Origin of the sequence: Peribacillus sp. NPDC094092, from assembly GCF_050279365.1 — a bacterium.
Taxonomy (GTDB): Bacteria; Bacillota; Bacilli; order Bacillales; family DSM-1321; genus Peribacillus.
Window position 1 is genome coordinate 12,235 of the sequence record NZ_JBNNUC010000009.1, and the last position, 26,985, is coordinate 39,219.

Annotated in this window: 20 protein-coding genes; 3 read left to right on the plus strand and 17 right to left on the minus strand. The window is 41.3% G+C overall.

Annotated elements, in window-relative coordinates; all coding sequences use genetic code 11:
* Positions 1-20: 20 nt before the first annotated feature.
* Both ACQKNS_RS25280 and ACQKNS_RS25285 read left to right on the plus strand, forming a co-directional pair.
* Positions 21-566, plus strand: a complete 546-nt coding sequence (locus tag ACQKNS_RS25280) for a hypothetical protein (RefSeq protein ID WP_427645984.1) — start codon at positions 21-23, stop codon at positions 564-566.
* Positions 567-569: 3 nt separating this feature from the next.
* Positions 570-1,520, plus strand: coding sequence for an ABC transporter substrate-binding protein (locus ACQKNS_RS25285; RefSeq protein WP_427645985.1), 951 nt, complete (start codon positions 570-572; stop codon positions 1,518-1,520).
* Between the two features lie 278 nt (positions 1,521-1,798).
* Here ACQKNS_RS25285 and essA read toward each other — a convergent pair whose 3' ends face one another.
* From essA to ACQKNS_RS25320, 7 genes are all read right to left on the minus strand, one after another.
* Positions 1,799-2,281, minus strand: coding sequence for a type VII secretion protein EssA (gene essA, locus ACQKNS_RS25290; protein ID WP_427645986.1), 483 nt, complete (start codon positions 2,279-2,281; stop codon positions 1,799-1,801).
* Positions 2,268-5,195 (minus strand): type VII secretion protein EsaA, encoded by a 2,928-nt coding sequence (esaA, locus tag ACQKNS_RS25295; RefSeq protein WP_427645987.1) that lies wholly within the window; start codon positions 5,193-5,195, stop codon positions 2,268-2,270. Before esaA ends, essA begins: the two co-directional genes overlap by 14 nt.
* Positions 5,188-9,669 (minus strand): type VII secretion protein EssC, encoded by a 4,482-nt coding sequence (essC, locus tag ACQKNS_RS25300; protein WP_427645988.1) that lies wholly within the window; start codon positions 9,667-9,669, stop codon positions 5,188-5,190. Before essC ends, esaA begins: the two co-directional genes overlap by 8 nt.
* 30 nt (positions 9,670-9,699) lie before the next feature.
* Positions 9,700-11,031: a type VII secretion protein EssB gene (gene essB / locus ACQKNS_RS25305; protein WP_427645989.1), complete on the minus strand. Its 1,332-nt coding sequence runs from the start codon at positions 11,029-11,031 to the stop codon at positions 9,700-9,702.
* A 71-nt stretch (positions 11,032-11,102) separates the two neighbouring features.
* Positions 11,103-11,342: an EsaB/YukD family protein gene (locus ACQKNS_RS25310; RefSeq protein WP_076372547.1), complete on the minus strand. Its 240-nt coding sequence runs from the start codon at positions 11,340-11,342 to the stop codon at positions 11,103-11,105.
* A 96-nt stretch (positions 11,343-11,438) separates the two neighbouring features.
* Positions 11,439-11,729 carry a WXG100 family type VII secretion target gene (locus tag ACQKNS_RS25315; protein ID WP_034306171.1) on the minus strand — a complete coding sequence of 97 codons (291 nt, stop codon included), beginning with the start codon at positions 11,727-11,729 and terminating at the stop codon, positions 11,439-11,441.
* Positions 11,730-12,340: 611 nt separating this feature from the next.
* Positions 12,341-13,255, minus strand: a complete 915-nt coding sequence (locus ACQKNS_RS25320; protein WP_427645990.1) for a nucleoside hydrolase — start codon at positions 13,253-13,255, stop codon at positions 12,341-12,343.
* A 350-nt stretch (positions 13,256-13,605) separates the two neighbouring features.
* On the opposite strand from ACQKNS_RS25320, the gene ACQKNS_RS25325 reads away from it, so the two are divergent.
* The gene (locus tag ACQKNS_RS25325; protein WP_427645991.1) at positions 13,606-13,788 is read left to right on the plus strand and encodes a hypothetical protein; all 183 of its coding nucleotides are present in this window, start codon (positions 13,606-13,608) and stop codon (positions 13,786-13,788) included.
* A 750-nt stretch (positions 13,789-14,538) separates the two neighbouring features.
* Here the strand turns inward: ACQKNS_RS25325 and ACQKNS_RS25330 are convergent.
* The 10 genes from ACQKNS_RS25330 to ACQKNS_RS25375 form a co-directional block, all read right to left on the minus strand.
* Positions 14,539-15,531 (minus strand): D-cysteine desulfhydrase, encoded by a 993-nt coding sequence (locus tag ACQKNS_RS25330; RefSeq protein ID WP_427645992.1) that lies wholly within the window; start codon positions 15,529-15,531, stop codon positions 14,539-14,541.
* Positions 15,532-15,627: 96 nt separating this feature from the next.
* Entirely contained in the window at positions 15,628-16,005 is a 378-nt protein-coding gene (locus ACQKNS_RS25335; protein ID WP_427645993.1) for a RidA family protein, read from the minus strand.
* An 88-nt stretch (positions 16,006-16,093) separates the two neighbouring features.
* Positions 16,094-17,572 (minus strand): amino acid permease, encoded by a 1,479-nt coding sequence (locus ACQKNS_RS25340; protein ID WP_427645994.1) that lies wholly within the window; start codon positions 17,570-17,572, stop codon positions 16,094-16,096.
* A 233-nt stretch (positions 17,573-17,805) separates the two neighbouring features.
* A complete protein-coding gene (locus ACQKNS_RS25345) occupies positions 17,806-19,251 on the minus strand; it encodes a sigma-54 interaction domain-containing protein (RefSeq protein ID WP_427645995.1) in 1,446 nt (481 codons plus the stop codon).
* A 63-nt stretch (positions 19,252-19,314) separates the two neighbouring features.
* The gene (locus ACQKNS_RS25350) at positions 19,315-20,490 is read right to left on the minus strand and encodes a MalY/PatB family protein (protein ID WP_427645996.1); all 1,176 of its coding nucleotides are present in this window, start codon (positions 20,488-20,490) and stop codon (positions 19,315-19,317) included.
* Between the two features lie 238 nt (positions 20,491-20,728).
* The gene (locus ACQKNS_RS25355; RefSeq protein ID WP_427645997.1) at positions 20,729-22,132 is read right to left on the minus strand and encodes an MBL fold metallo-hydrolase; all 1,404 of its coding nucleotides are present in this window, start codon (positions 22,130-22,132) and stop codon (positions 20,729-20,731) included.
* Between the two features lie 59 nt (positions 22,133-22,191).
* The gene (locus ACQKNS_RS25360) at positions 22,192-23,391 is read right to left on the minus strand and encodes an FAD/NAD(P)-binding oxidoreductase (RefSeq protein WP_427646037.1); all 1,200 of its coding nucleotides are present in this window, start codon (positions 23,389-23,391) and stop codon (positions 22,192-22,194) included.
* Positions 23,392-23,807: 416 nt separating this feature from the next.
* Positions 23,808-24,152 (minus strand): thioredoxin family protein, encoded by a 345-nt coding sequence (locus ACQKNS_RS25365; RefSeq protein ID WP_427645998.1) that lies wholly within the window; start codon positions 24,150-24,152, stop codon positions 23,808-23,810.
* The gene (locus ACQKNS_RS25370) at positions 24,133-24,372 is read right to left on the minus strand and encodes a hypothetical protein (RefSeq protein WP_427645999.1); all 240 of its coding nucleotides are present in this window, start codon (positions 24,370-24,372) and stop codon (positions 24,133-24,135) included. The genes ACQKNS_RS25365 and ACQKNS_RS25370 overlap by 20 nt, the downstream gene beginning before the upstream one ends.
* A gap of 883 nt (positions 24,373-25,255) precedes the next feature.
* Entirely contained in the window at positions 25,256-26,983 is a 1,728-nt protein-coding gene (locus tag ACQKNS_RS25375) for a glycine betaine ABC transporter substrate-binding protein (protein WP_427646000.1), read from the minus strand.
* Positions 26,984-26,985 lie beyond the last annotated feature (2 nt).

Genomic DNA, 26,985 nt, shown 5'->3' on the forward strand with positions numbered 1-26,985 from the left:
ATGTAAAAGGAGGAGGGTTTATGGCAAAGAAAGACTTTCGGTTTTTATGCTACCCATACATGCGTGAGTCCGTATCGACCGTTGATTTTGAAATCCGCACAGACTCATTGACGACACAAATCGGCTTGGCCGCCTCGCTTACTGAGGACGTCCCCGTTGTCCACCGCGACTTAATGGAATTGTTGCCCATGGCCTACCATTTAAACGGTTCAGTCCGTGGGAAATTAGCCATTACCGGCGATGATCTCGACCGTTTAAGTGCAATTTACGACCGGTATGTCGCTGAAGTGAAGGACCAAATCGAAACATTCGTCCTTCCACAAGGATCAACCGCAGCATGTACTTTGCATACTTGCCGAAGTGAAGCCAAGAAGTCCGTGCGAGCTTTACACAAGGTAAGTCTTGAAAAGGAAATACCGGAAATTCTTTTTGATTATGCTCATTTGCTTGCAAATGTATTATTCGTGATGGCAATCTACGTCAATAAGCAACAAGGGATCGAGGAGATTCCTTTTATAAGTAAATCCTATCCAACCAAACCAATGAAAAAGAAAACGGAGGAATAAATAATGAAGAAAAACCTACGATTCAGTTGGATTTCCATGCTGATGCTTACGCTTTTCCTTACCGGATGCGGAGTGAACGATGATCAATCCTCAAAGGATAATAAAGATACTAAAAAGGTCGAAGAAATCAAGGACTATACCGTTACTGATGATACTGGCAAGAAAATAAAATTCGAGAAAATCCCGGAAAGGGTCGTGTCACTTCAGCCAAGCAATACGGAAATTTTATTTGCCCTTGAACAGGGTGATAAAGTCGTTGGCGTGACAGACTTCGATAATTATCCAGAGGAAGCGAAGGACATCGAACATGTTTCAGACTCCGTTAATATTAATACTGAAAAAATCATTGCCTTGAAACCTGATGCCATCATAGCTTATACCATCGGTGATGAAACGGCATTGAAACCACTCGAAGATGCCGGCATCCCTGTATTCATCATTAAATCTGCAGCAAATTTCGATGATGTATATGGTGATATCGGGCAGATTGCTAAAGTGATGGGTGTTGCCGAAAAAGGGGATGAATTAGTGAAAGATATCAAATCCCAAATTGCAAGTGTCGAAGAAAAAGTGAAAACTTTAGATGAAAAGGAACAAACATACTTTGAAATTAGCCCTGCTCCGGAAATCTATACAACAGGATCAGAGACCTTCCAAAATGAAATCCTGGACACCGCCGGCATAAAAAACATCTTTGATGACCAAAAAGGCTGGGTTAAAGTATCGGATGAAGAAATCGTCAAAAGGAACCCTGAATCCATCATCACCACCGCCACGTATGCAGATGATGCCGTTGGTGAAATTAAATCGCGTAAGGGCTGGGAAGATATCGATGCAGTGAAGAACGATGACGTCCATTTGCTTGATGAAAATGTCATGTCACGTCCTGGACCAAGAATCGGGGAAGCTGTTGAACTCGCAGCAAAGACTGTTTATCCTGACTTATTCAAATAACACGATAGGAGGATGCGCCAAAATTAATTGGCGCATCCTTTTCCTTTTCCCCACCAATCATCAGGGCTTTTTTGTACATTTTCAGGAAACTTCCTTTCTGACTTGTTTATGCTAAAATGAATGCATTCCACTCATAAGATATAAGAGGTACTGATCATGTATAAAAAATTTTTCATTTTGATATTCGCAGCCGCCCTTCTTTTAGGGCTTATTAAAACCGTTATGGATATGTAGCAAAACAGCCCGATTCCTGACATATGCCAGGAATCGGGCTGTTTTCATTTTCGTTTGGCCACTCCATTCAGCTTCCCCATTTTCGGGATAAGGATAAAAAACAAACAAACGACCAAAAGTGCCAAAACGATGCCGAGCAATATCGTCAGGTCAAAATTAAGGGAAGGCTCTGTTTCTTCTTCGCTTCTCGTTCGGATGGCGACTTCCGAGAATAATCCAAGCTGTTCTGATTTAGAAGCGATGGTATTATTCTGATTCTCCGTTACCGGAGACAAAAACAGTGAGTCCTTCACCGAATCAACGGCATCATATTTCCCTCTTTCAAAAGTGAGGTCCTTTAGCTCTTCAGGCAGTTTCCGCTTCTGTTCCAACAATCCTTCTTCATGGAAATACTCAGTTTGAATATCAATATCATTTTCTTGATATTCATTGGGCTCCACCATGGGTTCCTCTTCCGCCCCGCCATGAGGTACATGGCTAAAAAACAGGGTAAGCAAAATAGGCATTACGTATTTATTCCACTTCATGGGCCACTGCCCTTCTCTCTGTAAGACGCTTCACTATATATGGAATGATCGTTGCAATAAGCGTCAGCACAATCAAAATGATACTAGCCGGTATGAATGCCGACTGATTACCGAATTGAATGGACATGTATACGTCTGCAACCGGGTGGTCTACATTGAAATTAGGCATGATTAAATCCAATAATGGAATGGTAAAGAAACTGATCAAACCAATCACCAAGATAGCACCGACAAACGGCCCAATCGAGAAGGCAAGCCGGGTAAACGCTGAACAGAAGAATAAAAGCAGGACGGTGAATACGGTCCATTTAATCTCCTGCATATCTCCCAGCGGATAGATCTTCAAACCATACATGCTGATGATTAACCCTACGATCAGGTTCAATAAGGTAAACAAGGCCGCATGGACCAACATTGGTAGGGATTCATAATGATGCAGGAAGAAACCGATCAATAACCCAGAAATGAGTATGATCACCAACATGACGATTGGCGGGATATTAACCTTTTCCTGATGTAGGACTTCGCCGCTGATTTGTACGGGATTCGCTAAATATTCGTACACATACCCGTTCTGCTGATCATCGACTAAAGTGTTGTTCAAGACACTATATACGTCGGTCTTGATTCTTTTGGTTGAGTCTACATTTAGGGACCAATTATCATTAAGCTGATCGGCCCTTTCCTGTACCGACCCCACTTTCGCTTGCAGGTCCGCTGTTTCCTTCGTGACCACGTCCTGCCGTTCCGCTACAGAATTGACAAGTTCGGAAATGAAGCCGACAGTTGTTGCCGTATTGTCTTGAAGTGATACAAACATTTCTCCATCAAGATTAACTGGAGGTTCGGCCTCCATTTCAGGAACTTCCATATGATCTGACAAATTGGCAGACACTTCTTGAGCCTTTCCGGTAATTGCCGCTAATTCAGCTAAAGTGGCTTTCTGCCCCGTTTCAACGTTAGCATCATATTCTTTCATATAGCCCTTTATGGAATCCGAGAACATCCCGAAGTTCTCATTGACTCCCGCTAAGCTCGCTTTAACGAGTTTCGCTTCTTCATCTACGTTTCCGGAAACCCCATTTTTCAAGTTTTCCAATTCTTTTATATTGGCTGCAAATACTTTATCTACATTTGCTTCCGTTACTCGTTCAGCCAATTCACCGTAAGATGAGAGTGAACCGTAATAGGCAAGGAGGGTGGTTGAATCACGATTGATGATAGGATTCTCAAAGGCCCTCACTAGCACCGCTCGCCTTTCTCCCCCCACTTTTTCAAGAAGTGACTGTTCGAGAGTCTTGATTTCAGCGATGGCCTCATCGATTGTCATACTCTGGATGTCCTGTAATTTTTGAATATCTTCTTGTGACTTTTTCCATTGGTCACCTAAATCCTTATAATTCGTGCCGAGTTCATTATAATCAGCTTGTAATTGCGTAAACTGTGCCAGCAGATCATTATATGAATCTACCAGTGTATTAAACTCAGTTATCACTTGGTTATAATTCCCTGTCCTTCCATTTACCGTTCCGCTGAGATCATTAATTTCCGTTTGGAGTTCTGCTGTAAGGATGTTGATTTGTTCAGCAGCTCCTTCACTTCCTTCTGCCGGCACCAAACCTTGAAGTGCCGTGTTGATCCCATTGATTTGGTCCAGCAGTACCTGTAGCGACAATTCATCGATCGGGTCCTTCTTTTCAGGGGCAGCAACCGATTCACCTTTGCCCGTTTCCGTTTCAATATCTTCTATAGGCTTCGTTTCTTCACCAATAACCTCCCCATCACCAGAGCTGCTTGCAAGATTTCCTCTTTGAACAAGCAAGGTAGACTGGAGGTTATCAAGACCCGCCTCTTCCGATTGTTTCAATTGTTCAATCGAGCTCTGTTGATCTTGTGTGATTTTCGTAATCTGTTCTACTTGTTTGTCTTTCATATTTGATGAAAATTGTTCCAATTCATTACTGCTGGAATCGATTTTCTGCTGCATGATTCCAACATTCTCACTAATCCCTTGATCATTTAGGCTGTATTTCGTATTCATCCCTTGCTGAATCTCAGGTAAAGATCGGTTCCCCTCATTCAGCACCTTGTCATATGATTGAACACCCTCGTTGACAAGTTGCTGATTTTGAGCCGAAGCCTTCTCAAAAAGAATACTTTGAGCCTTTTGATATTCCTCGAAAGAAACAACATCTTCTACAAAGGAAGCCATTTGATTCTTCGTGTTCCCTATTTCATCCATTGTTTCATTACTCGTTTTGCCAGCATCCTTCGTTTGGGCAAAGACTCCTTCAAGCATGTCCTTATGCTGCTTGATTTCGCCGGCAAGGCTTTCCGAGCTTGGAGTATAAAACTCATACATCGTGTTTTGAAAAGCGATTTCTTTGGCAAGGACATTATCGAACTTCTTACGGATGTCCTCGACCGATTGGGAAACATAGCTCCAATACTGTGTTGAAATATGCTTATTCATTTTACTCTTCGTCTTCTCTAATTCCTTTTGTACCTTTTCCATGTTCTCTGCATTCAAACTTGGTTGTACCTTGTACTTTAACCCTGCCTTGACAGGCTGTTCATCATCGAACGTATAAATATTCTCAGAAAAATCGGAAGGAAAATATATGACCGCATCATACTTTTCATTTGCAAGTCCGCTTTCCGCCGTACTTCTATTAACCACAATCCACTCATATTCAGAATCCTTGTCCAATGTAGTAACAAGCTCTGAGCCCACGAAAATAGGTTTATTATTAAATTCAGTGCCATTATCTTCATTTACAATGGCGATTTCACGAGAAGCGGTTTCTGTCTTTTTCATTGGATTTTGGCCAATATAAGAAAAAAACAAGATCGGCAGCGCTAAGATCACCAGTATTTTACCGATTAATAGCATCGGTTTTATTTTTTCAGACACTCTCTTGCACTCTCCTTCTTTCTTCACTTAACGGTATTTGGATTTTACTCTCCTGGCCATTCAGCACAAAGTATCCGTAACCCGGCTGTATTTCTTCTTCTTTTCTGGAATAGGAGAGGGTATACAAGCTTTGGTCCGATTTTTTAAGAAGCAAAACAGCCTGTCTGACTTGTTTCAGTTCGGTTGTCAAAGAATCATACCCCTTCGTGAAGTCGTTGGCATTTCCAGCGACAATCAGACTAAACCCGAGATGGCTGTACTGTTTCATCAAACTGCTGATCCTATCCTGAATCCTGCCGTCTATCGTTTGCTGGAGCCTTGAAATGCTATCTATGACAAACATGATCCGCGGGAATTCCAGTTGCTTCATCGGTTTCATTTCCAACGCTGCTAGATAACTTCTTTCGCGCTCTTCAAATATTTCAGTGATATGATCGAGCCATTCGGTTATCTGATCTTTTGTTTCCACATAGCTCACCTTCTCCTCTAAAGCATGAGAAGATAGGCCACGGTCAACTCCGTCAAATAAACCAATTTCCCCAATTGCCTGTGTAAGCAACGATTCCAAGAGCACTTTAAGGACATTCGTTTTCCCTTTACGCGACTGTCCTACGACAAGCAAGAATGGATTGGGTTTCAACTCCACGAAAACAGGTGCAACACTTTCCTCTGAAAGCCCGATTGGAATGGAATCCTTCTTAATGGCTTGTGAGCAATAACTCTTGAAGCTGCTGGAATCAAGATATGCCGGTAACATCCGAATCGCCGGCGGTTTGGCCGTTTCCTCATATGTAACCTTATGTTCCGCCACAGCTTGTTTCATTCCTTCTAAAACGGCTATATCATCCGCACCATCGGCCGGAAGATAAACCTGCGTGAGATAGGTTTGGTCCTTTTTCACCAACGCCCTACCCGGAACAGGTTCATTTTCGTAAGGGGTCCTCCCCAGAACCGAATATTGTTCCGTACTGTCCATTAAGTAATGGACGACCTTCGTCTTAAGACTATTCATTAAAGGCTGGCGAATCGCATTGATTCTCGTTGCCGTTAAAATCATGAATATACCAAGTGATTGCCCATCACGTGCAAACTGAACGAATTGCGCTTCCTGGTCCTGCATCTCATCTTTCACTAAGTCGAAATTGTCGACCACGATATAAATAATCGGCAATTTATCTTCCACTAACGCATTATAAAGCTTGATGTTACTAAGCTCCTTTTCTGAAAAAAGCTGCTTACGCCTTTCCATTTCCGCCTTCATGAATAACATGAATTTTTCAATTTTCCTTAGCTCATCGAACCTAAAGTATTCCCCTGTATGAGGAAGCTGCCGCATTGGCAATAGAGCGCTATTCCCGAAATCGAAAATATAATAATGCAGCTCTTTTGGGCTGAATTGTTCTGCAAAACTAAAGAGAAGTGTCAAAACGGTGGTTGACTTGCCGTATCCGGAAGAACCAAAAACCCCAACATTCCCATCTTCAATCCAGTTATACACATAATTTGTCTGGCTCTGCAATTCGGGCTCATCCTTCATTCCCAAGTGGAATTGATTGCTCGTCAAGCTTCTTTCAGCGGTTCTCGATAAACGATCTGAAAGAGGCGGCAGCCATGGGCTTGCCAACTTTTTAATCTCCATTACTTCCTGTGTCGCCACAATTCGATTTGCCACGGCTTCAATTTCACTAATCTTTTCTTTCCTCTTATTAGTGATCTGTTCCGATACATTTGAGATCTGAACAAGGCCGAGGTCCGTGACAAGTGCCACTTCATCCTCAGATCCAACCGTATCCTCTAAATATGGTGCACCGCTCCACGCAGACTGGAACAATTCATAAACTTCGTTATTTCCTACCTGCAAATATCCCCGGCCGGTAACAGTAATATTTGCCGCATCGCTATTTTTAAGAATTTCCTTACTATCATTGGCATCCTGCACTTTCAAGGAAATTTTAAAACGGGCATTGCTCCATATCTGGTTATCAATTACACCGCCCGGCTTTTGTGTAGCAAGAATTAAATGAACTCCCAAGCTCCGCCCAATACGCGCCGTACTCACCAATTCACGGATGAAATCTGGTTCTTCGTTTTTAAGTTCCGCAAACTCATCTGATATCAAAAATAAATGCGGCAACGGTTCATCCGCTTCGCCTTCTTTGTATAGGTCCGTGTAGTCGTTGATATGATTGACTTCATATCGATCGAACAAGCGCTGGCGTTTCTTCAATTCACTATTGATGGAGGCTAGTGCCCTGGCACTGAAGTTCTTGCTTCCCTCAATATTCGTAATGACTCCGAGCAGATGCGGAATCTGCCTGAATGGCTGTGCCATTCCCCCACCTTTATAATCAATGAGCAAAAAGGCAACTTCATGTGGATGGTAATGAACGGCTAATGATAGGATGTAGGTTTGCAGTAATTCACTTTTCCCAGACCCTGTCGTTCCAGCAACCAATCCATGGGGGCCGTGCGCCTTTTCATGCAAGTTCAATTCAACCCTATCCGTTTTCCCCTTCAAGCCAATGGGAACTGCCAAGGATTTGGAAGACTGATTGGTCCGCCAGTTTTGGCTAATGGGCAGATCCTCCACTTCACGTACTTTCAATAATTCCAGAAATGATACCGTTTCCGGTATGGAATTGTTCATGCCTTTTTGATGATCTAGTGAACGCAGTCTACGTGCATAACGCTCATTCCCTTCTTTTGAATGGGAATCAAGTTTAAAAGGAGTATGGACGGCCTTCGTTTGCTGGATGAGAATTTCACCTTCAAGATCATTTATATATTTCACAAGCGTATGGACATTTTCAGTCAAACTTTCTTTTGCATCCGCCGCAAAAATCGTCGAGATACCTAAATCATCTGTTTTACCTTCTAAATATTCCAATATGACATGCTCCGCAATTAAATTACGATCCGTGACAATAAAGACAAAATGGGGAGTGAATCTCGCTTTCCCTTTTTTCTCATCCAAATCTCTTTCCCTCAATAACTGATAAATCGAGGTCAATAGCTGGTCACGTGATTGCTCATTATATATAAAGCCTTTTGCATAGGCATGCGGCAATTGAAAATGAGGGAGCCATTTCATCCATTCCCATTCTTGGTAATCCTTTTCCGGAAAAATGGCCACAAATCGTACATCATGATAACTATGAAAAAAGGCCAGTTGCCCAATCAATTGTTGCAGCTCCCGTTTAACAATCGATTCCTTTCCGACAAGGCCCATCGATCCGCTTGATAAATCGATGGATAACGGAAGATCATCCAGGTTTTTATATACATCCACAAGTTCTTGCGACTGCTCAAGTAAATCATCTATATCCCGATTGGACATATCACTACTATTTACCGATACCTCATAACTTGAGGGGATGGTCGCCTTTCCGATCTTAAAGTGCAGGGCATCTTCACTTTCCAAAGTTCGCTCCCATATACGGTCGCTGATACTTTCAGTGAGAAGCTTCATTCTTTCAAAGGAAGGGTAATGATAGAACAGTACATTCCTTTGTGTTTCAGACAGCTCTTGCAATTCTTCCCTCTTCTGCTCTAGATACCTGGTATATACACGTTGACGTTTTTCTTCCCTGGATTTTTGCCTATTTTTGTCTTTAAAGTATTGTACCGTCGAGGTAACTAAAGTCGTTGTGAACATCACAATCGATATGATGATGAAAATGCCCCGAGGCTGAATGACCGTGATCACCCCCATGACGATTAACATCATTAAAGGCGGCATAAGGATCAGCCATAACCCCCTATTATTGTCTTCCGATTCCTGGCTCGGAAAAGATATTGTCACTTTCTCATCCGGCAATTCGTAGATCATCCTTGGTGTCCTGCGATATTGTGGATAGTTTTTTTTCATTTCGGAGATTGGCTTCTTCATTTGAGATAAAGATGTTTCATAGCTCTCGGCACAGTGAATCATCAATAAGTCGCCTTCAACCAACCTCAGCACCATATTCGGCCAGCAAATCAGATCACCATTTTGAATGGGAACAGTCTTCGTCACCTTTTCACCATTCAGGAATAACATGCTATTTTCCTTTGGCTTGAGAAGCCACTGCCTTTTATGAAGCAAAAAGGAAAATCCATCTCCGGAAACCGTTCCCTCTTTACGTATAGTCGCTCCCGCCTTGGCGGATAATGTGATTTCTTTCAAATTGCCTATATAATAGAGGCTTTCTCCCAATTCCCCTGCTGTATAAAAAATCTCGACCGTTTCTTCTCCTTCATGAAAGGTGAAGCTTTGGAATGGCTTTACATCGCCAAGCTTCCTGTCCTCTCTAAACACCTCATATCCATCAAGTCCTTCATGTCTTTTCAGCTTGATGGAACCAAGTTCAAAGGGAATCGAATAAACCGTGATCGTATCCTGATTTGATGGCCCAATCGTAATTGGACCGTTATGATCAGCCTTGATCATATAGGATTGGTAGGTCTCCTTAGAATAAATCCATAATAAACTCATTAAATCTCACCTCCGCAAAAGGCCCCTTGCTCACTCTTTGCTTTTCTCTTTTTCTTCAGATGATTTATTGGAGGAATCCTTGGAAGCAGATTCCTTTTCCGCATCTTCTTTTACAGCTGGTTTTGCTTCCGCTGCGTCTTTATCCTCTATATCCGATTCTGTCGAAGGCTGGTTTTGATCTTGCTGTTCCTCCATCTGCTTATCCAATTCCTCTTTTTCCTTTTTATATTCGGACAGCTCAGTATCGACTTCTTTAATTTGCGTTTCCTTTTCTTCCCCTGAAAGGTTATCGTCCATCTTAATTTGTTCTTTCTGATTTACCAGCCCATACATAATCAATTCGCGATCCTCCATGATTCTCGCCAAATCGATCGCATCCTCGTTCATGCCCCTGCCTATATAGATCCAATATAGAAGATACTGGCTATCGGTTTGCAATGTGATTGCATTTTCTACATTCTTCTTCCTGACATCATCTAACGGCTCATAAGTGACGTAGGACTTCGCCAGTTCATACTGAACGACATACGGCATTTTTTTCGGATCATAGTTTTCCAAACGGTCAATGACTTCACTGTATTTTTGTTTTAAGAAGCTTTCACCGCTTGCTACATATGCTTCCTGCTTAGGGTGGGAGAAAAATAATGTGTAAATCGTGAACAACAGCAATGGCAATAGAACGATCACCGTACCCCAAAGTGTATAACGGCCCGTTTTCCATTTCTTTTCAGGGATATGCACAAATGCTTTTTCTTCCTTCTCTAAAGCATCTAACCGATTTTGAATGACCGTGGAAAGTTCATCCCAAGTCCCCGATGCCAATATACTTTGTGTTTCATTCGATAGTTTCAGTGTTTTATGGTAAAGCAGGTACTCCTCGAATGTATACTGCCCATCCACAAGCGCTGAAATCGTCGCCTTCGTTTCTTTAAATAGCTCATCTTGATCATGCTCATAAGGAGGTAAACTTTCTTTTACGCCATAATGCAGGAAATATGGGGCCAAGCTTGAATCAAAAACGATATTTTCTGGGCAGACGACTAGTTGTAGGCGACTCAATTCATGATTCCTGACTTTTTTCAAGATTTGATAAGACGATAACCATCTACTCAATGGATTTTTATCTTTAGCTTTGGAAAAAACAAAAAAAGAGGCTGGTGTATTTACTCTGATCCGCACCTCGTCCTCTGTTACTTCTATATGTTTCTGAAGAGCATCATCCGCTTCATGAATAAGCTGTAATTCCAGTGGGTCTTGCATCGATAGTTTTGCCCGTTGGAAAACGAACGAATGCACCTTATCATCCTTCATCATTGCAGCTTCCGTTTTTTTCTCCAGATATGAGGATTTTTTCTCATCCATTTTATGTAACTCCTTTACCCCTGCTAAAGGGCTTTAGACTTTTTTCCTATAAAGAGTCCACACTTAATCCACTAGAGGATCTCAAGGCGGTCCCCCGTCGTAATTCCGCTATCAAGCAGGGTTTCATAACCTGAACATACGAACTCTTTATTCTGGACCCGCACCCAATAGCCTTCTTTAGGTGCACTGGCAATACCCTTTACCTGCCAAATTATTTCCACAACCTTCTTGATGGAGCGGTAATTCGACACTTGCAAATCAAATACTTCCCCTGTATACCTGTTTAAATCGATCGTCAGTTGAATATATATGGAAACCACCTCTTTTAAAGCAAAAAAACACCACGATCTTCAAAAAGAGTCGCGGCGCTTTTTCCTAGAAAATTCTTTATCTCATTAACCTAATGATTATCCGCGAATTTGACTAGCAATCTGATTATCTGTGTCTTCAAGGATTTGAGCTGATTTATTCAATTGTTGAGAAACTTCATTCAACAAACGAGCCATATCCATGAATGAAGGCTTTAATTCTTCGTACTGACCTACGAAAGCCTCACTGGAAGACCCTTCCCAAATACCAGTTAAATGATCTCTCATTCTATCTAAACGACCAATCATATCCGTTACTTGTTGGCTCTCATTATCATATTGTCTAGCTACATCTTTCAGTTCCGAAGGTGTTACGCGAATTTGTGACATTGAAAAAATCCTCCTTTTATCTTATATAGTACATTTTAATAGAACCATACATTTTCTGCCATATAAATAAGCGCAAAGTCGAAAAATGGTAAATTATAATTATGCAAAAAAACCTAAATATGGCATTACGAAAGTCTATGTACCTGTTTTCCCAAACCTTTAAACCCATTTTTTCATTAATTCTTAACTTTTTACTTTTTTATGGTAAAAAAAGTTCCTTATACCCAATATTTCTGAACCATTATCCAATAATATGGCTTACACCCTAATAATAGGGACTTTAGACTTTCTTTTAGAAAATTAATCAAACGTTTGATTAAAACCTTAAAATCAAACGTTTCCATACTGTTCGCCTTTATAATTGATCAATCCCAAATCATTCAAAATGGACATTCGAATGAACGGGGGACCTTTTTTCAAAGATATTTTGACCTGCCCCCGCTCTTTTCGGCTATCTCCCATAATTTCGGCCAAACACTCACTTCAGCTACAGCAGGAATACATATAACGGGAATCGGTATATCCAACAGAAACAGGCCACCTCTTCCCAAATGTTTTTTGGAAAAGTGATGGCCGTTATACTTCATACATGACTCAAATACGTTACTTCGTCATATAACCCGTTCCAAAAAATGTTTCAAAAACCGGGCACTTTCCACATTCGTACAGACGCGGATCCTAGATTCGCCATTCTTTTGACCTATTGTCCTGCCTGTTTCTTCACCCTCGGTCACCACCTTGACGTTCATCCGTTCTGTATTCACGAAACTTGAATCAACCGCAACCCCGACTGCAAGCGGATCGTGAAGTGCGCAACCGCCCAAGCCTGGATGGGAGTTTTCATATGCTTTCATATAATAATCGGTCATATCCGCTAAAAATTTGGCGCTTTCCTTACCAGTGGCACGCCAATCATCAAGCTTCGATTTCAACAGATAGGTTTGAAGTGTAACATCAAGCCCCACTAGGGTGATTGGCAGTCCAGAAGCAAATACCTGATCAGCCGCTTCAGGATCTGATATTATGTTCGCTTCAGCATAGGGCGTTACATTTCCTGGTACGTTTACGGCACCGCCCATAATAACGACCTCTTTTACTAAGGACATGATCATCGGGGCTTTTTTAATCGCCATTGCGATGTTAGTCAGTGGTCCAACTGCAATGATCGTAATTTCATGCGGTCTGCTTTTCACTTGATCGATAATGAAATCTGCTGCATTTCCTTGTGATGCTTTGATGGCTGGTTCAAACTGAAGAGTATTCCCTAATCCATCCTCCCCGTGAACATGCTTCGGATACTTCTTCTTCATTCCGCGCACCAAAGTTTGGTCAGCACCTTCAAAAACCGGAATGCGCCTATTTAACTTCTCCAGAACGGCAAGTGTATTGCGGGTCGATTCAGCAACGGGCACGTTGCCAAAGCAAGTCGTGAATCCGAGCACTTCCAATTCCGGGGAATTTAAAGCATATGCCATTGCCATGGCATCATCAATGCCAGTATCAACATCAAATATGATTGGTTTCAATATTTCCACACCTTCCAAAATCACTTTTTGAGAGCCTTTTCAATAGAGAAATAACAAATGGATTGCCTTCTCTTTCTTATGTATCATGAAACACTGTTTTCCAACTGAATTTTAACATTCTACGATAGGCAGTTCCACAGAAAGTTAGGAATACTCTTAATTCGCGAACAAATGACAAGGCAAGCTGCCTCTTTAATCTACCGGTAATATTAGTTGACTGCTCATAAATATCAATGATATAAAAGGTGAAAAGAAGAAGTTGTATCTTAGTAGTGACCAAGTGTTCAATGGCTATTACTCTCCTACAAAGACACGCGTTACGAATTTATGATATCCAAGGTGGAAAAAGGATGAAAATGTTTAAGTTGATTGAAGATCTTCCTTCAGCGTATAAAATAGGAACAAAATTCTTTTTAATATCGCATTCAGAATTCATTGGCGTGAAAAGTTATGTATTACTGGCTGAAGATTTGAAAGGAAAGATCGAGGTGACGGAAGAGGAATTGAGGAGTAAATTCGTTTCCATCCATTGATCTTCAGCATTTAAAACCCCAGCCGCCCCATTTAACCTGAAAAAACGCGGAAATTTCATTTATGACTGAATAAACTAATTTTAAGAGATTGGCTCTTTCGCAACTGTTAAGTCAGGAGCTATGAATACTTATTTTTATTAGTTGTTGACATGGAAAATCTTGATGGACAGAATAAATCACCAAGGATAATCTCATTTCATCGCTTCTAAAAAGAAAAGGAAAAACCAGCTGTTTTTTCCGTATGAAATCTCCATTTGCCGAACTTTTACAAATGAAAATAATTCTTTTTAACAAGAGATTCATTTAGAATTTACACAAAAAGGATATCTCGCATCTCTTTAAAAAGCTCCATTTGGTTAAGCTGTAAGCTGCTTAGCCAAATGGAGCTTTTCCTTTGGGAGACGATGGGATTGAACCAGCGACTGAAAACCGAATACATTACGTTGAATGTTTTCTTAAAAACTATGATTCTAATGAGCTGAAAATTTTCATCCACCTCATTTTTAACGAATGCAACCTAACAAACTTATTTAAATACGGGATAACTTTCATCATATTCTATCCCACAGCAGGAGAAAGCATTGTTAAAGTCTATACCAAATCAGATAAAGTTCATTCATATACTATTTGGTATGGCTTCACGGGGCTGATTCTATATACCTTTTTCAAATAAATGCATCTTAGAACCAGAAAGAAGCTCCTCTGCCATCTGTTCTATCGTTTTTTTGATTCACACTATCGCCATATAATTCAATAAAAGAGTGAAGTATTGGCGTATAACGACGAAGCTCCACCAGAGTGAACAAATAGAATGTTATCCTCAGGCTTAAAGGTGCCTTTTTGGATTAAATCAATGAGTCCCGCTGCCGCTTTACCCGTATATACCGGATCCAGCAAAATCCCTTCCATTCTTGCCATTAGCTTGACAGCTTCCACCATTTCAGGTGTAGGCAAAGCATATCCCGGTCCGACATACTCATCAAAACACATAATATCCTCACGGGGTATTGAATTTGGAATGCCGATGTGTGCTAAAGTTTCTTTAACTAGCTGATAAACTTTCTCTTCTTGTTCAGCTTTTCCTCTGCTTACGTTTATTCCAATTACAGAAATCCCACTTTGGTTTCCATGAAATCCTGCCGCCAAACCAGCATGCATTCCACCGCTGCCGCTTACACAAATAACAGATTTCAAGTCAATTCCTTTGTCAAAGGACTGTGCCAGGATCTCCTGTGCGCAAGCAACATATCCCGTTGCACCAATGACATTGGATCCCCCAACCGGAATGATGTACGGGCTATGTCCATTCTCTGTTACCTCTTTTGCTATTTTCTGCATTTCTTGCATTAAGTCCGCTCCATTAGGCACTACTTTGATTTGTTCAGCACCCAATAAATGATAGAGAAAATAGTTACCATTAAAATCTGGTTCAGGATTTGCAAGACCCTCTTCCAACACAAGAATGCACTTCATTTTCTCTTTAACCGCTGCCGCTAATGTCAAGCGGCAATGATTGGATTGAACTCCTCCACATGTAATCAACGTATCCGCACCTTTATCCAATGCATCGGCAACAAGGAATTCCAGTTTTCTTGTTTTATTTCCCCCAGCCGTCAGGCCAAGCATATCGTCTCGTTTAAGATAAATAGAAGGACCACCAAGAACTTCGGAAAAATGATGTAATTTCTCAATGGGTGTATCTGTTGGTGTATATCGCTGTCTAGGAAATTTTGCCAAATTCATTTTTTAAAACTCCTCCTGATATTTCTGTTTAAGACTGATCATATTTACATTTAAAGAAAATTTGAATTTCAATCTATCTTCCCTTTTCTATTATAATTAAATAATGGCCACCGCTTCTATTTCAACAAAAGCATCTTTAGGTAAACGAGCAACTTCAACCGCACTTCTTGCCGGATGATTATCGGGGAAAAACTCTCCATATACTTGATTCATCACGGCAAAGTGATTCATATTGCTTAAAAAAACCGTTGTTTTTATTACCTGCTGTAAGCTTGATCCCGCCGCTTCTATAACCTTCTTAAGATTCTCCAATGACACCCTTGTTTGCTCCTCAATATTATCAGGCATTTCTCCAGTTTCGGGATCAATTGGGAGCTGCCCTGAAGTGTACACTGTATTCCCTGCCTTAATACCTTGTGAATAAGGACCGATAGCCTTGGGGGCTTCTTTTGTTATGATTGCTTCTTTTATCATATAAACCACCTCTTTTTTGAATTTTATACGTAATTGAAAATAATTACCCTATGGATAAAACGCTTACATTCATCACAAGCCTTCCCTCTTATTCTCTGCGCTCAAAATCACACTCCATCAGAGGAACCATTCTTGTTTTCTTAATGATTTTATAACCAAGCCAGAGAAGCAAGAAAATAGGAAGACCTATATACGTAGCCAGTATTTCCGCCCAGCCAATCTGATTTCCGAAAAAAAGAGTCTGCCCAAAAATGAAAACCACAAAAAATAACAGCGTGATAACCGGACCCAGCGGGTACCATTTGGCTTTAAACGGCAATTCATTTAGATCTCTGCCTTGTGCTACATAGGCCTTACGGAAGCGGTAATGACTAACGGCGATCCCGAACCATTTGATAAATCCGGTAAGGGCTGAAGCATTTACCAACCAAATAAAAACTGAACCATTTCCAAAAAGGGAAGCCAAAAAAGAGGCAAGTCCTATAAAAGCAGTTGTACAAAGGGCCCACATGGGAATTCCCTTCCTGTTAAGACTTGCAAAGATTCGTGGTGCCTTTCCTTCTTTCGCCAGTGCCCATAGCATACGTGAAGAAGCATACATTGCCGAATTTGCTGCTGATAAAACAGATGTAAGAAGCACTGCATTCATTACGGAAGCTGCAAATGCCAATCCAGCTCTCTGAAGAACAAGCGTAAAGGGGCTGATAGATACATTTTCAACGCCGGATTTAAGCAAGTTTGGATCCGTATAAGGAATAATCAAACCGATAACAAAAATCGTCAGCACGTAGAAAATAAGGATTCGCCAGAAGATTGACCGGATCGCTTTCGGTACGTTTTTCGATGGATTTTCGGTTTCACCGGCTGCCGTCGCAATCACCTCGGTTCCCTGGAATGCAAAGCCCGCGATTAGCACAACACTAAAGATAGATACAAGCCCGCCATGGAAAGGGGCATCTCCTTGGGTAAAGTTACTGAACCCGACCGTATGCCCTCCCATAATTCCAAAAATCATGGCCACCCCAATAATGAGAAATACGATGATCGAGATGACCTTAATACCGGCAAACCAGTATTCACTCTCCCCATAGGCCTTGACTGATAAAACATTTAAGATTAGCAACAAACCCAGAAAAAGTGCACTCCACAAGATAGAAGGTGAGTCCGGAAACCAATACTTCATAATAAGGGTAGCGGCCACCAAATCTGCAGGAACCGTTATCGCGGTTGTATACCAATAGTTCCAACCTAACGCAAAGCCTAACGCAGGATCAATATACTTTGATGCATAGATATCAAAGGCCCCCGGGACGGGTAAGAAGGCAGATAGCTCTCCTAAACTATTCATGACAAAATAGACCATGATTCCTACCAGAATATATGCAGCAAGCGCTCCTCCCGGCCCCGCAGTGCTAATCGTCGATCCGCTGGATACAAACAACCCAGTTCCAATAGCGCCGCCTATGGCCATCATCGTTAAATGTCTGGATTGCAGCTTCCTTTGTAATGATCCTTTTGAATTTCGCTCTTCTAGGGTGTTACTTATCTCTGCTTCTAATTTCTCCATAGTGTATCCCCCTTTTTACTCACAGTTCAAATACTTTGTATGCAAGGCCCATCTGGCTGTTCTTTTGAATAATCCCTCTATTTATTATTTAGAGAACTTTCAGTAAATTACCGAAATGCCTCTGCCTTCTTCTTTTGTCTTCACAAAAAACTCAGGCGAGGAGTTGACATGAGCACTCTTTCTTTCATTTCAAGTAACTATAAATGAGTAAAATAGAAATCTTTTAAACGAAGTTAACATAATTGGTATTTTTCCAACTTGCGATATAGAGTAGAAAGGCTAATCTGTAGTTCCCTGGCAATCTGTTCTTTATCATCCCGATATTTTTCAGCCAGGAAATAGCTCTGGATTACGTCTTTTTCATATTCTGAAATCATTTGTTCTAAGCTTAATCCACTGCACTCAACAGTAAGATGATCCTGTTGAAAGAGATAGTCAGGTAAATCTTGAAAGCCCACAATATCCGTTTCGGCCATATTTACCATATATTCTACTGCGTTTTCCAATTGCCGTATATTCCCGGGCCAACCATAACGAATAAGCCACCGCTCAAGCATGGGATCAAGACTCAGTGGATTCCTTTGCATGATCATACAATGTTTATGAATGAAATGTTCGAGATACAATGCAATATCATCACGCCGCTCTTTCAATGGTTTGGTATGGAGAGGGAGGACATTGAGACGATAATATAAATCCTCGCGAAAAGTTCCGTTTTTCACCATTTCCTCTAGGTTTCGGTGAGTGGCTGCAATCACCCGTACATTAACCTCGATCGCTTTATTACCACCAATTCTTTCAATCTCTTTTTCCTGTAAAACCCGTAATAACTTTGGCTGCAAGAAAAGCGGCATATCTCCAATTTCATCAAGAAAAATGGTTCCGTTGTGCGCTAATTCGAATTTCCCGATTTTCCCATTCCGCCTTGAGCCAGTAAATGATCCGCCCTCATATCCAAACAATTCACTTTCTAACAAGCTTTCAGGTATGGCCGCGCAATTAACTGCTACAAATGAATGCATTCGGCGCTTGCTTTCAAAGTGAATCGCTTTAGCCAATAATTCCTTCCCCGTACCGCTATCTCCCCTGATCAACACTGTGGATGGGCTGTTTACAATCTTTTTTGCTTTTTTAATAACATCTTGAAGCCCGGAATCTTTACCAAGAATGTTTTCAAAAGTAATGGATTTTGGGGGTATCGGTATATCTTCTTGAATTTTGCACCCCTGTTCTTTACCAAGGTCCAGCATTGCTAATTTATTGACCAACAATGTACTAACATTGCGTAAAAACTGTATCAGGTTCTCTGATTCTATAATCATTTTCTCCTTTTGTTCCAGGGAAAAACCAATCATGCCGATGACGCCAACCGGTTTGTCTTGCTTTACAATAGGAAAACCGATGGTCGCGAGTTCTTTACATTGATTCACGAATTTACAACTCCTGCATTGCGACTCATTTTTTTTCACATCGTAAACCACTCCAGGCTCCCCTGTTTCCAATATCATTCTGAAAAAGGAGCCTTCCGGAGCCGTTTTGCCAATGAGATCTTTATAGTAGCCGGTTCCGCTAATGCGGACGCCCTTTTCATCAAGCACCGTTATATCCAGACCAAGGATTCCTGCCGTGTTCTCAGCGTAATCTTGAATAAACTGTTGTATGCCGATAAAGCCTGCCATATTATCCTCCTCTGCTATAGCGCTATATGAAATAATGAATTAATTTTATAATAAAATAAATTTCTACGCTTTGCACAAAGAGGAAACAGCTTTTTCTATGCCGCCCAACGCATTTTTCAACATCGAACGCGGGCAAGCGATATTCAGTCGCATAAACCCTTCTCCTTCCATACCGAAGATCTGCCCTTCATTCATCGCAACCCTTGCTCGATGCAACATAAATTGATCCATTTCTTCAACTCCCAATTCCCGGCAATCAAGCCATACAAGGTATGAGCCTTCGGGCTGGATGACTTTGATTTGCGGGATGTTTTTGCTGAAGTAATTCAGAGTGAACTCCAAATTCCCCTGCAAATATTCAAGGAGCTGATCCAGCCATTCTTCTCCGTGCCGGTAAGCAGCCTCTAACGCAACAACGCCAAATATGTTTGGCGAACCAATAGATAATGTGTTAAGTTCCCGTTCATACCTATTGCGCAGTTGCTGATTTGGAATAATGATACTTGACGTCTGTACACCCATCAGGTTAAAAGTCTTGCTTGGCGCAATACAGGTAAGAGAATGGTTCGCAAACTCTTCAGATATAGAGGCAAAAGGAATGTGAGTATGTGTCTTATAAACAAAATCAAAATGAATTTCATCTGCCACAACAAGAATGTTATGCTTCACACAAAGCTGTCCCAATCTCATCAATTCTTCTTTACTCCATACTCTTCCGATCGGGTTATGAGGACTACACAGAATCAACATTTTTACCGATGGATCCATCTTTGCCTCCAGATCTTCGAAATCTATGGAATAACGCCCATTTTCAAGCTTAAGCGGGTTGTTTACAATTTCACGGCCGTTCGCTTGGACTACACGGGCAAAATGATGGTAAACAGGAGGTTGGATAATAATCTTGTCCCCTGTTTGCGTGAAGGACTGAATCGCCAACGATAGAGCTGGAATCACTCCTGGGCTGTGGGTAATCCATTCTTTCTCAATGGACCATCGATGTCTTCTTTTCAGCCAACCAACAATGGATTCCATGTACGAGTCCGGTCTAAGCGTATAGCCATATACACCGTGGACCACACGTTGTTCCAATGCATCGATGACTGGCTGCGGAGACTTAAAATCCATATCCGCCACCCACATCGGTATAACATCCTTTACGCCAAAATGATTTTCTAGATCATCCCACTTTTCGCAGTCAGTGTTCAGTCGACGGATTTCTTGGTCAAAATTATATTTCATCGAGTATCTCTCCTTCTCATGTTTGCTTGTGTACCTTGCCTATTTATATATGCAATTGTCATGCCAACCCATTTCTCTTATAAAATCTCCTGATTTTCTTAAAATACTTGTTTAATACCCTAAATACGCGGTCCTTTTTTTAAAACCCTTTCATCCTAAGCATTAGCACTTTTGCAATCTTGGAAAATATTTTCCCATGGATGATAAAATCAAAAGATTTCATAAAGATTTCTGATGGTCACAATTTCTGCCATTTTCTCCATTCCTCATAACCGCCTACAAGGCTTTGTACTTCTTTAAAACCATGAAATTGCAAAAGGCTTGCGGCGATGGCTGATCTTCCTCCGGTTTTGCAATAAACCAAAATTGGTTTATCATGTGGAAATTTAGATGCCTGTTCTTGCAAATGGCCAAGCATGACATGATTAGCCTGTGGAATATGGCCTTCCTTCCATTCGGCCATGCTTCGGACATCAAGCACATATATGCTTTTTGTCTGAATTGCATCATCCATCATGTCCATTGTAACTTCTTCATATTTCATAACACGTGAATCAGATTCGCCAGCCTGTTCAATGATATATGGATCCATCGTTGCAATGACGCGATCCAATCCAATGGACTGGAGATCTTTTATAACACCTGTAACTTCAGCATTGCTTGCCAGAAGATATATAGGCAAGTCATAATCCAACAGCCACCCCGCCCACGTTACAAATGATTTGTTATATGGAATATTAATTGAGCCCCGTATATGCTTGGTGGCAAATTCACTGGCCGGACGCGTGTCCAAGACTATTCCCTTTTCCGACCAATCCTGCACAATATCAATTGGCCCCACCATTGGAAGTGGTGCTGCTATCCTTCGAATTTGTTGCGCTCCCTCTTTATTCAACCGCTTCATCATTGAAAAATAAGGGGGTGCCTCAGGCTGCCCAGCTAACAGCGCTTCAACAAAGAGATTTTCATCATTATATTGCAGTGCCCAATTTGTCCGTTTTTCGTAGCCGATGGTTGACGAAGGGATCGCACCTAACGCTTTACCACAGGCACTGCCCGCTCCGTGCCCTGGCCATACTTGCAAATAGTCTGGAAAATTTTTGAATCGTTGCAATGACCGATACATCATCCGTGCCATTTTTTCTGAGGAACCATGTACCCTTACGGCCTTTTCCAATAAGTCGGGACGCCCCACATCACCGACAAATATAAAATCCCCGGTAAATATGCCGAGTGGATCCGCGCCCCCATCTTTTACGATCAGCGATATATGCTCAGGTGTGTGTCCTGGCGTATGCATCACCTTAAAACTGATATTTCCAATGGCAAATACATCCCCATTTCTCAGAAAGCGGTGGTCATACCCAGTTGCGTACTCATATTTCCAGTCCGGCCTTCCTTCATCAGACAAATACAATGTCGTTTCAAGCCTGGAAGCCAGCTCCAGCGAACCAGACAGAAAATCGGCATGGATGTGTGTTTCCGTTACGCCTACGATCCTCACACCATGTGCTCTTGCCGTTTTTATGTAAGGTTCTATATTACGTGACGGATCGACAATGATCGCTTCACCGGTAGCCTGACATCCCACAAGGTATGAAGCTTGAGCCAGTTTCTCATCATAAAAATACTTCAATAGCATAAATCCTTCTCCTTTCAAACACCTCGGATACTTTTGTTTTGTTATGCCCATCAACTTTTTTACATCTTTCCTTTAAGCATTCCGTTCCAATACATAACAGGAAGCAAGTTTTTCTTCAATAAATACATACTTAACCTCTCACGGGATTGATCGATTGGAAAGGTTTCTTGCGGCTGTAAATCATAATTGAACTCAGCCAGTATAAGCCGCCCATATCCGGTAACAAGCGGACATGATGTATAGCCGTCATATTTATGAACCATAAGTTTGGCACGCATCCGATGAAGCAAATTTTTCACAAGCACAGGCGCTTGTTTGCGAATCGCAGCCCCCGTTTTGGACGTAGGCAGGTTTGTGCAATCCCCTATGCCAAATACATTGTCATAGTGTTGATGCTGAAGTGTATATTTGTCCACATTCAGCCACCCATTACTTGCCGCGAGCGAACTATTCTTGATAAAATCAGGAGCGCTCATCGGTGGTACCACATGTATCATGTCATAATGCATATTCACGCGCTCTTCCGTGTTCAGGTTTTCAAATGTCGCTCGCTTCTTGTCACCAACAATTTCAACAAGATGATGCATAAAATATGTCTCTATTTCTTTTCGTTCAATTATTTTATTTAGTGCCTTTTCATATTTTTGCACATTGAATATGGAAGGGTTCCCCGAAACAAAAATAACCGAAGATTGCTCGCGAACCCCTGATTTTCTGAAATAATCTTCTGCCATATACATAATTTTTTGAGGAGCCCCACCGCATTTCACCGGCGTGTTCGGGTTGGTGAAAATGGAAGTCCCCCCCTTGAAGTTTCTGATCGCCTCCCAAGTGCCATCAACATAATCATAAGAGTAATTACTGCATACCCCATTCTTTCCAATACTCTCTTTTAAACCTCTGATTTTATGCCAGTCAATTTGAATCCCAGCTGCGACAACTAGAAATTCGTAATGCAGTTTCTTTCCTGATGCTGTTACAACAGCATTTTCATCGGGCTCAAATGTGGTTATCGCATCCTGTACCCACACGGCCCCGCTCGGAATAACGGATGCTTCTTCCCTTTGTGTCACAGTTTTGTCAGCTTCGCCAGCTCCCACAAGTGTCCATAATGGCTGATAATAATGTTTCGTCGCAGGGTCAATGATGGCAATGTTTCCGCTCAGAGTGCGAGATTCACGCAAGAGACGTGCTGCAACCGTAATTCCCGCACTGCCCCCTCCTACAATTAAAATTTTGTAATGTGTCCCATTCTTCATATTTGCCATTCTAATCTCCTCATCTCCATTTTATAAAGTAGCTCACCAATCTAATACTTCAGCATTACATGTAAACGGAGATCAACATTCATAATGGAGCGTACGCTGCTGTTTGCTTAAGAGCACTGCCAGCAAAGTTCCGACTATTCGCCGACAACTCTCCTCCAACAAAAGATAATCCCCTAAATATATTCTTCTCTTCTGGCCCTAAACGCTGTATAGTTCCTATACAAAAAATATATCGCCAATAAATATTGAGTAACTGCTCAATATTTATTGGCTTCAGATTAATGCTGGTCTCTGATTAACGTTACAAGTAGTGCAGCTCTAATTGAGTTTCAGTATTGGATTTGTATGGAAGCGGCAACTTTAAATCTTTTTGGATAGGCGCCCTCCAATTAAATACTGGTAAATGATTATCTTTTTAATTTTCCACTCTCTTCTACGATTTGGTTGAGAAACTGTTCAACCTCTTCCTGGCTTTTTCCGACTTTACTTACAAAGCGATTAAGTTCCTCCCCTTCTTGAAAAGCAATAAAGCTTGGGATTCCATACACATCCAGCTTCTCTAATAGTTCTGGAAAATGGTCTCGATTTACTGCGATCATATCTATTTTTTCTTTATACGCTTCCTCTACAATTGGCATGAATAAATTGGTATTCTGACAGTCTGGGCACCATTCAACATAAAATTTGGCAACAACTGGTTTTGTTGATAATATCGCCTCGTCAAACTCTTGCTTATTTTTGATCTCTTTCATAATTAAAATCCTCCCTATATTTTGTTCTGTCTCCATTACTTGATCGCTCTTGCATCAAGATATCTTTCGCAATCCAGAGCATCCATACGACCACTTCCTGCGCAGTAATTGCTTGGCCGTATTTATGGTCATGAACATCCTCGCTGGTAAATACACCAGGAATATTGTTTGTACCAGGATTCACGATGATATATTCGATATCTTCCGTAAATTGATCCACATCCTCCGAGCATACTAACTACGAATCCGACAATAGTTCCTGAAACAATGGAGAGGAGTACTTGAATAGTGGTCATTCTCTCCGAGACTCTTACCAACAAAGCTGAGTGGTTGGCTATTCAGCTCTCCCTCCTTTCTAGATTTACTCTTATTTATATAAGCAAAAACCATGCCAACTAATCTCTCCTGTAAAACCGCTTGTTTTGCACACCCCACACTTAATAAATTCTCAACTTTGCCATCATTACTCTTAAAAAGACTTTCTCATCAAGCTTGATGCCTTCTTAGGAATGGGAACTTTTTTTGCACCTATAATAAAATTGCTTGTATAAAATGGTTCTTTAACATGTCATTTACTGAATAGGATACATAATCAATGAAAGTGTTACTTCTGATGAAAGAAAAAAATCGCCTTCAATTTATTTAGGCGATTTAACGTTACTGGTATTATGGAATTTAAAACTGGATGTATACTGCCGTCCTTCAGTTCAGTCCTAAGCCAGACTCAAAAGAGGGCTGGATATCATAGGTTTTACATGAACAGAATTTGTGGCTATCTTCTGACGAAAGATTTTTTCCAAACTTCACTTCATTTTTTGTTATTTTTTAACGACACTTTTTACGCCTCCAAACACCACGTTTATCTTCAAAAAGCTTTATTGGGCACCTGCTTCTTGCGTATCACTTTTTAAACCAAATCGCTCACGAAGCTGACAAAATGACTAGCTCCCATCCAACTTCCTGCGATTGACTTCTCTCATTAATTCTTTGCCCCTTTTTTCCCATAGAAAAATCCCCTCCCAGGTAAACTGTTGAGAACATTTAATCATGCTCTCTTTTTCCTCAGTCTCCCAGTAGGGGATAATATAATACTCCCGCGTTTCTTATTTCAAGTCTTCAATCGAATCAATATCGACGTAATCCGGTACGACCAGACCAAGCTTTGTTCCTTTTAAGTTTGGTCCAAGGTCAACCATTTCATCTTTATACTTATTATAGTATTCAAGATGTGTTCCCGGAAGCCATGCAGCTACCATTGCGTCCGCACTTCCGTTTGCAACTCCAGCAAACATTGGCCCCACTTCGACCTGACTCAATGTTACATCATAGCCATTCTGCTCCAGTACCTTGCCAATCACATTCGTACTGGCGATTTCCGTGTCCCAGGCAACATAAACCAGTTTGATTTTTTCACCATTTCCTGATTCAGCACCTTTGGTCCATTCGGATACTTTGTCCTGATTTTCCTTTATCCATTTTTCTGCTGCTTCTGAAGGAGACATGCCTTCAGTGACTTTGACCATTACATCTTCCATATCTTTCGTATCCCAGAAGAATTGATCAAGAATTTTATAAGCGCCGGGGGCATCTTGTTCGAGCCCTTTTCTGGCAATCGAATTAATATTTTCAGCCTTGCCGAAGGTTTCATTCGGATCTTCGAGATATTTCAAGTCATATTTCGAGAACATCCAATGCGGTGACCATCCCGTAACGACGATTGGTTCTTTTTTATCAATTGCTTTTTTCAATTCTGCAACCATCGCTGCCGATGACCCTTCAACCAACTTCCAATCATCCAGCTTATAATCTTCCATAGCCGTTTTAGTCAACTTCATTATTCCTGCTCCAGGTTCAATTCCGATGATTTCATAATTGGCCTTGGCAGCAAGACTGTTTTCATCCCCGTTCACAGCTTTTTCTTTTGTAAAAGCACCGAATAGTGCAGTACCCACAACAAGTAAAGCCAATATTGTAAAGATGATTTTCCTGCTAACGATATTTTCGTAAGCTGGTTTACGAAGGTTTTGCGTGATACGATCTAATATGATTGCAATGATTACGATGGATAATCCTGCTTCAAATCCTTGCCCAACATTAATTTGGCTGACAGCCCTGTAGACATCCGCCCCAAGTCCGGGTGCTCCAACCAATGAGGCTGTAACAACCATTGACAGTGCGAGCATGATGCTTTGGTTTACTCCTGCCATGATCGTTGGAGTAGCCAATGGTATTTGTACCTTGAATAACTTTTGGCTGCTGGTGGAACCAAAAGCATCCGATGCCTCGATCAAATCATTAGGCACTTCCTGAATCCCAAGATTGGTCATTCGGATTGTCGGTGCGATAGCGAAAATGAATGATGCAATGATCCCAGGCACTACCCCTATTCCAAAGAATAATATCGAAGGAATCAAATAAACGAATGCAGGCATCGTTTGCATGAAATCCAAGATCGGGGTGACGATATTGCGCACGGTTTTATTTTGTGCACACCATATTCCGATCGGTATCCCGATCACGATCGTTAAAGCTCCTGACAATATTACGATTGCCAGTGTTTGGATGCTTGATTCCCAATACCCCAGATTATCGATCAATAGTAAGCTGATGAATGCAAATACTCCTAATGGCCATTTGCTTGTATAGGCTACCAGAAGGGTCAGCACGATGATTAACACAAGCGAAGGCCCTGCACTCAATACATCGACAAGGATATTCAATAGACCCTCGATTATATTCGTTATAAATGTAAATAATCCAGCAAATACAATTGTTATCCAATCCACCAAAGAATCGACCCATGCTCCTAGTGGGATTTTCGGCATATTCATTG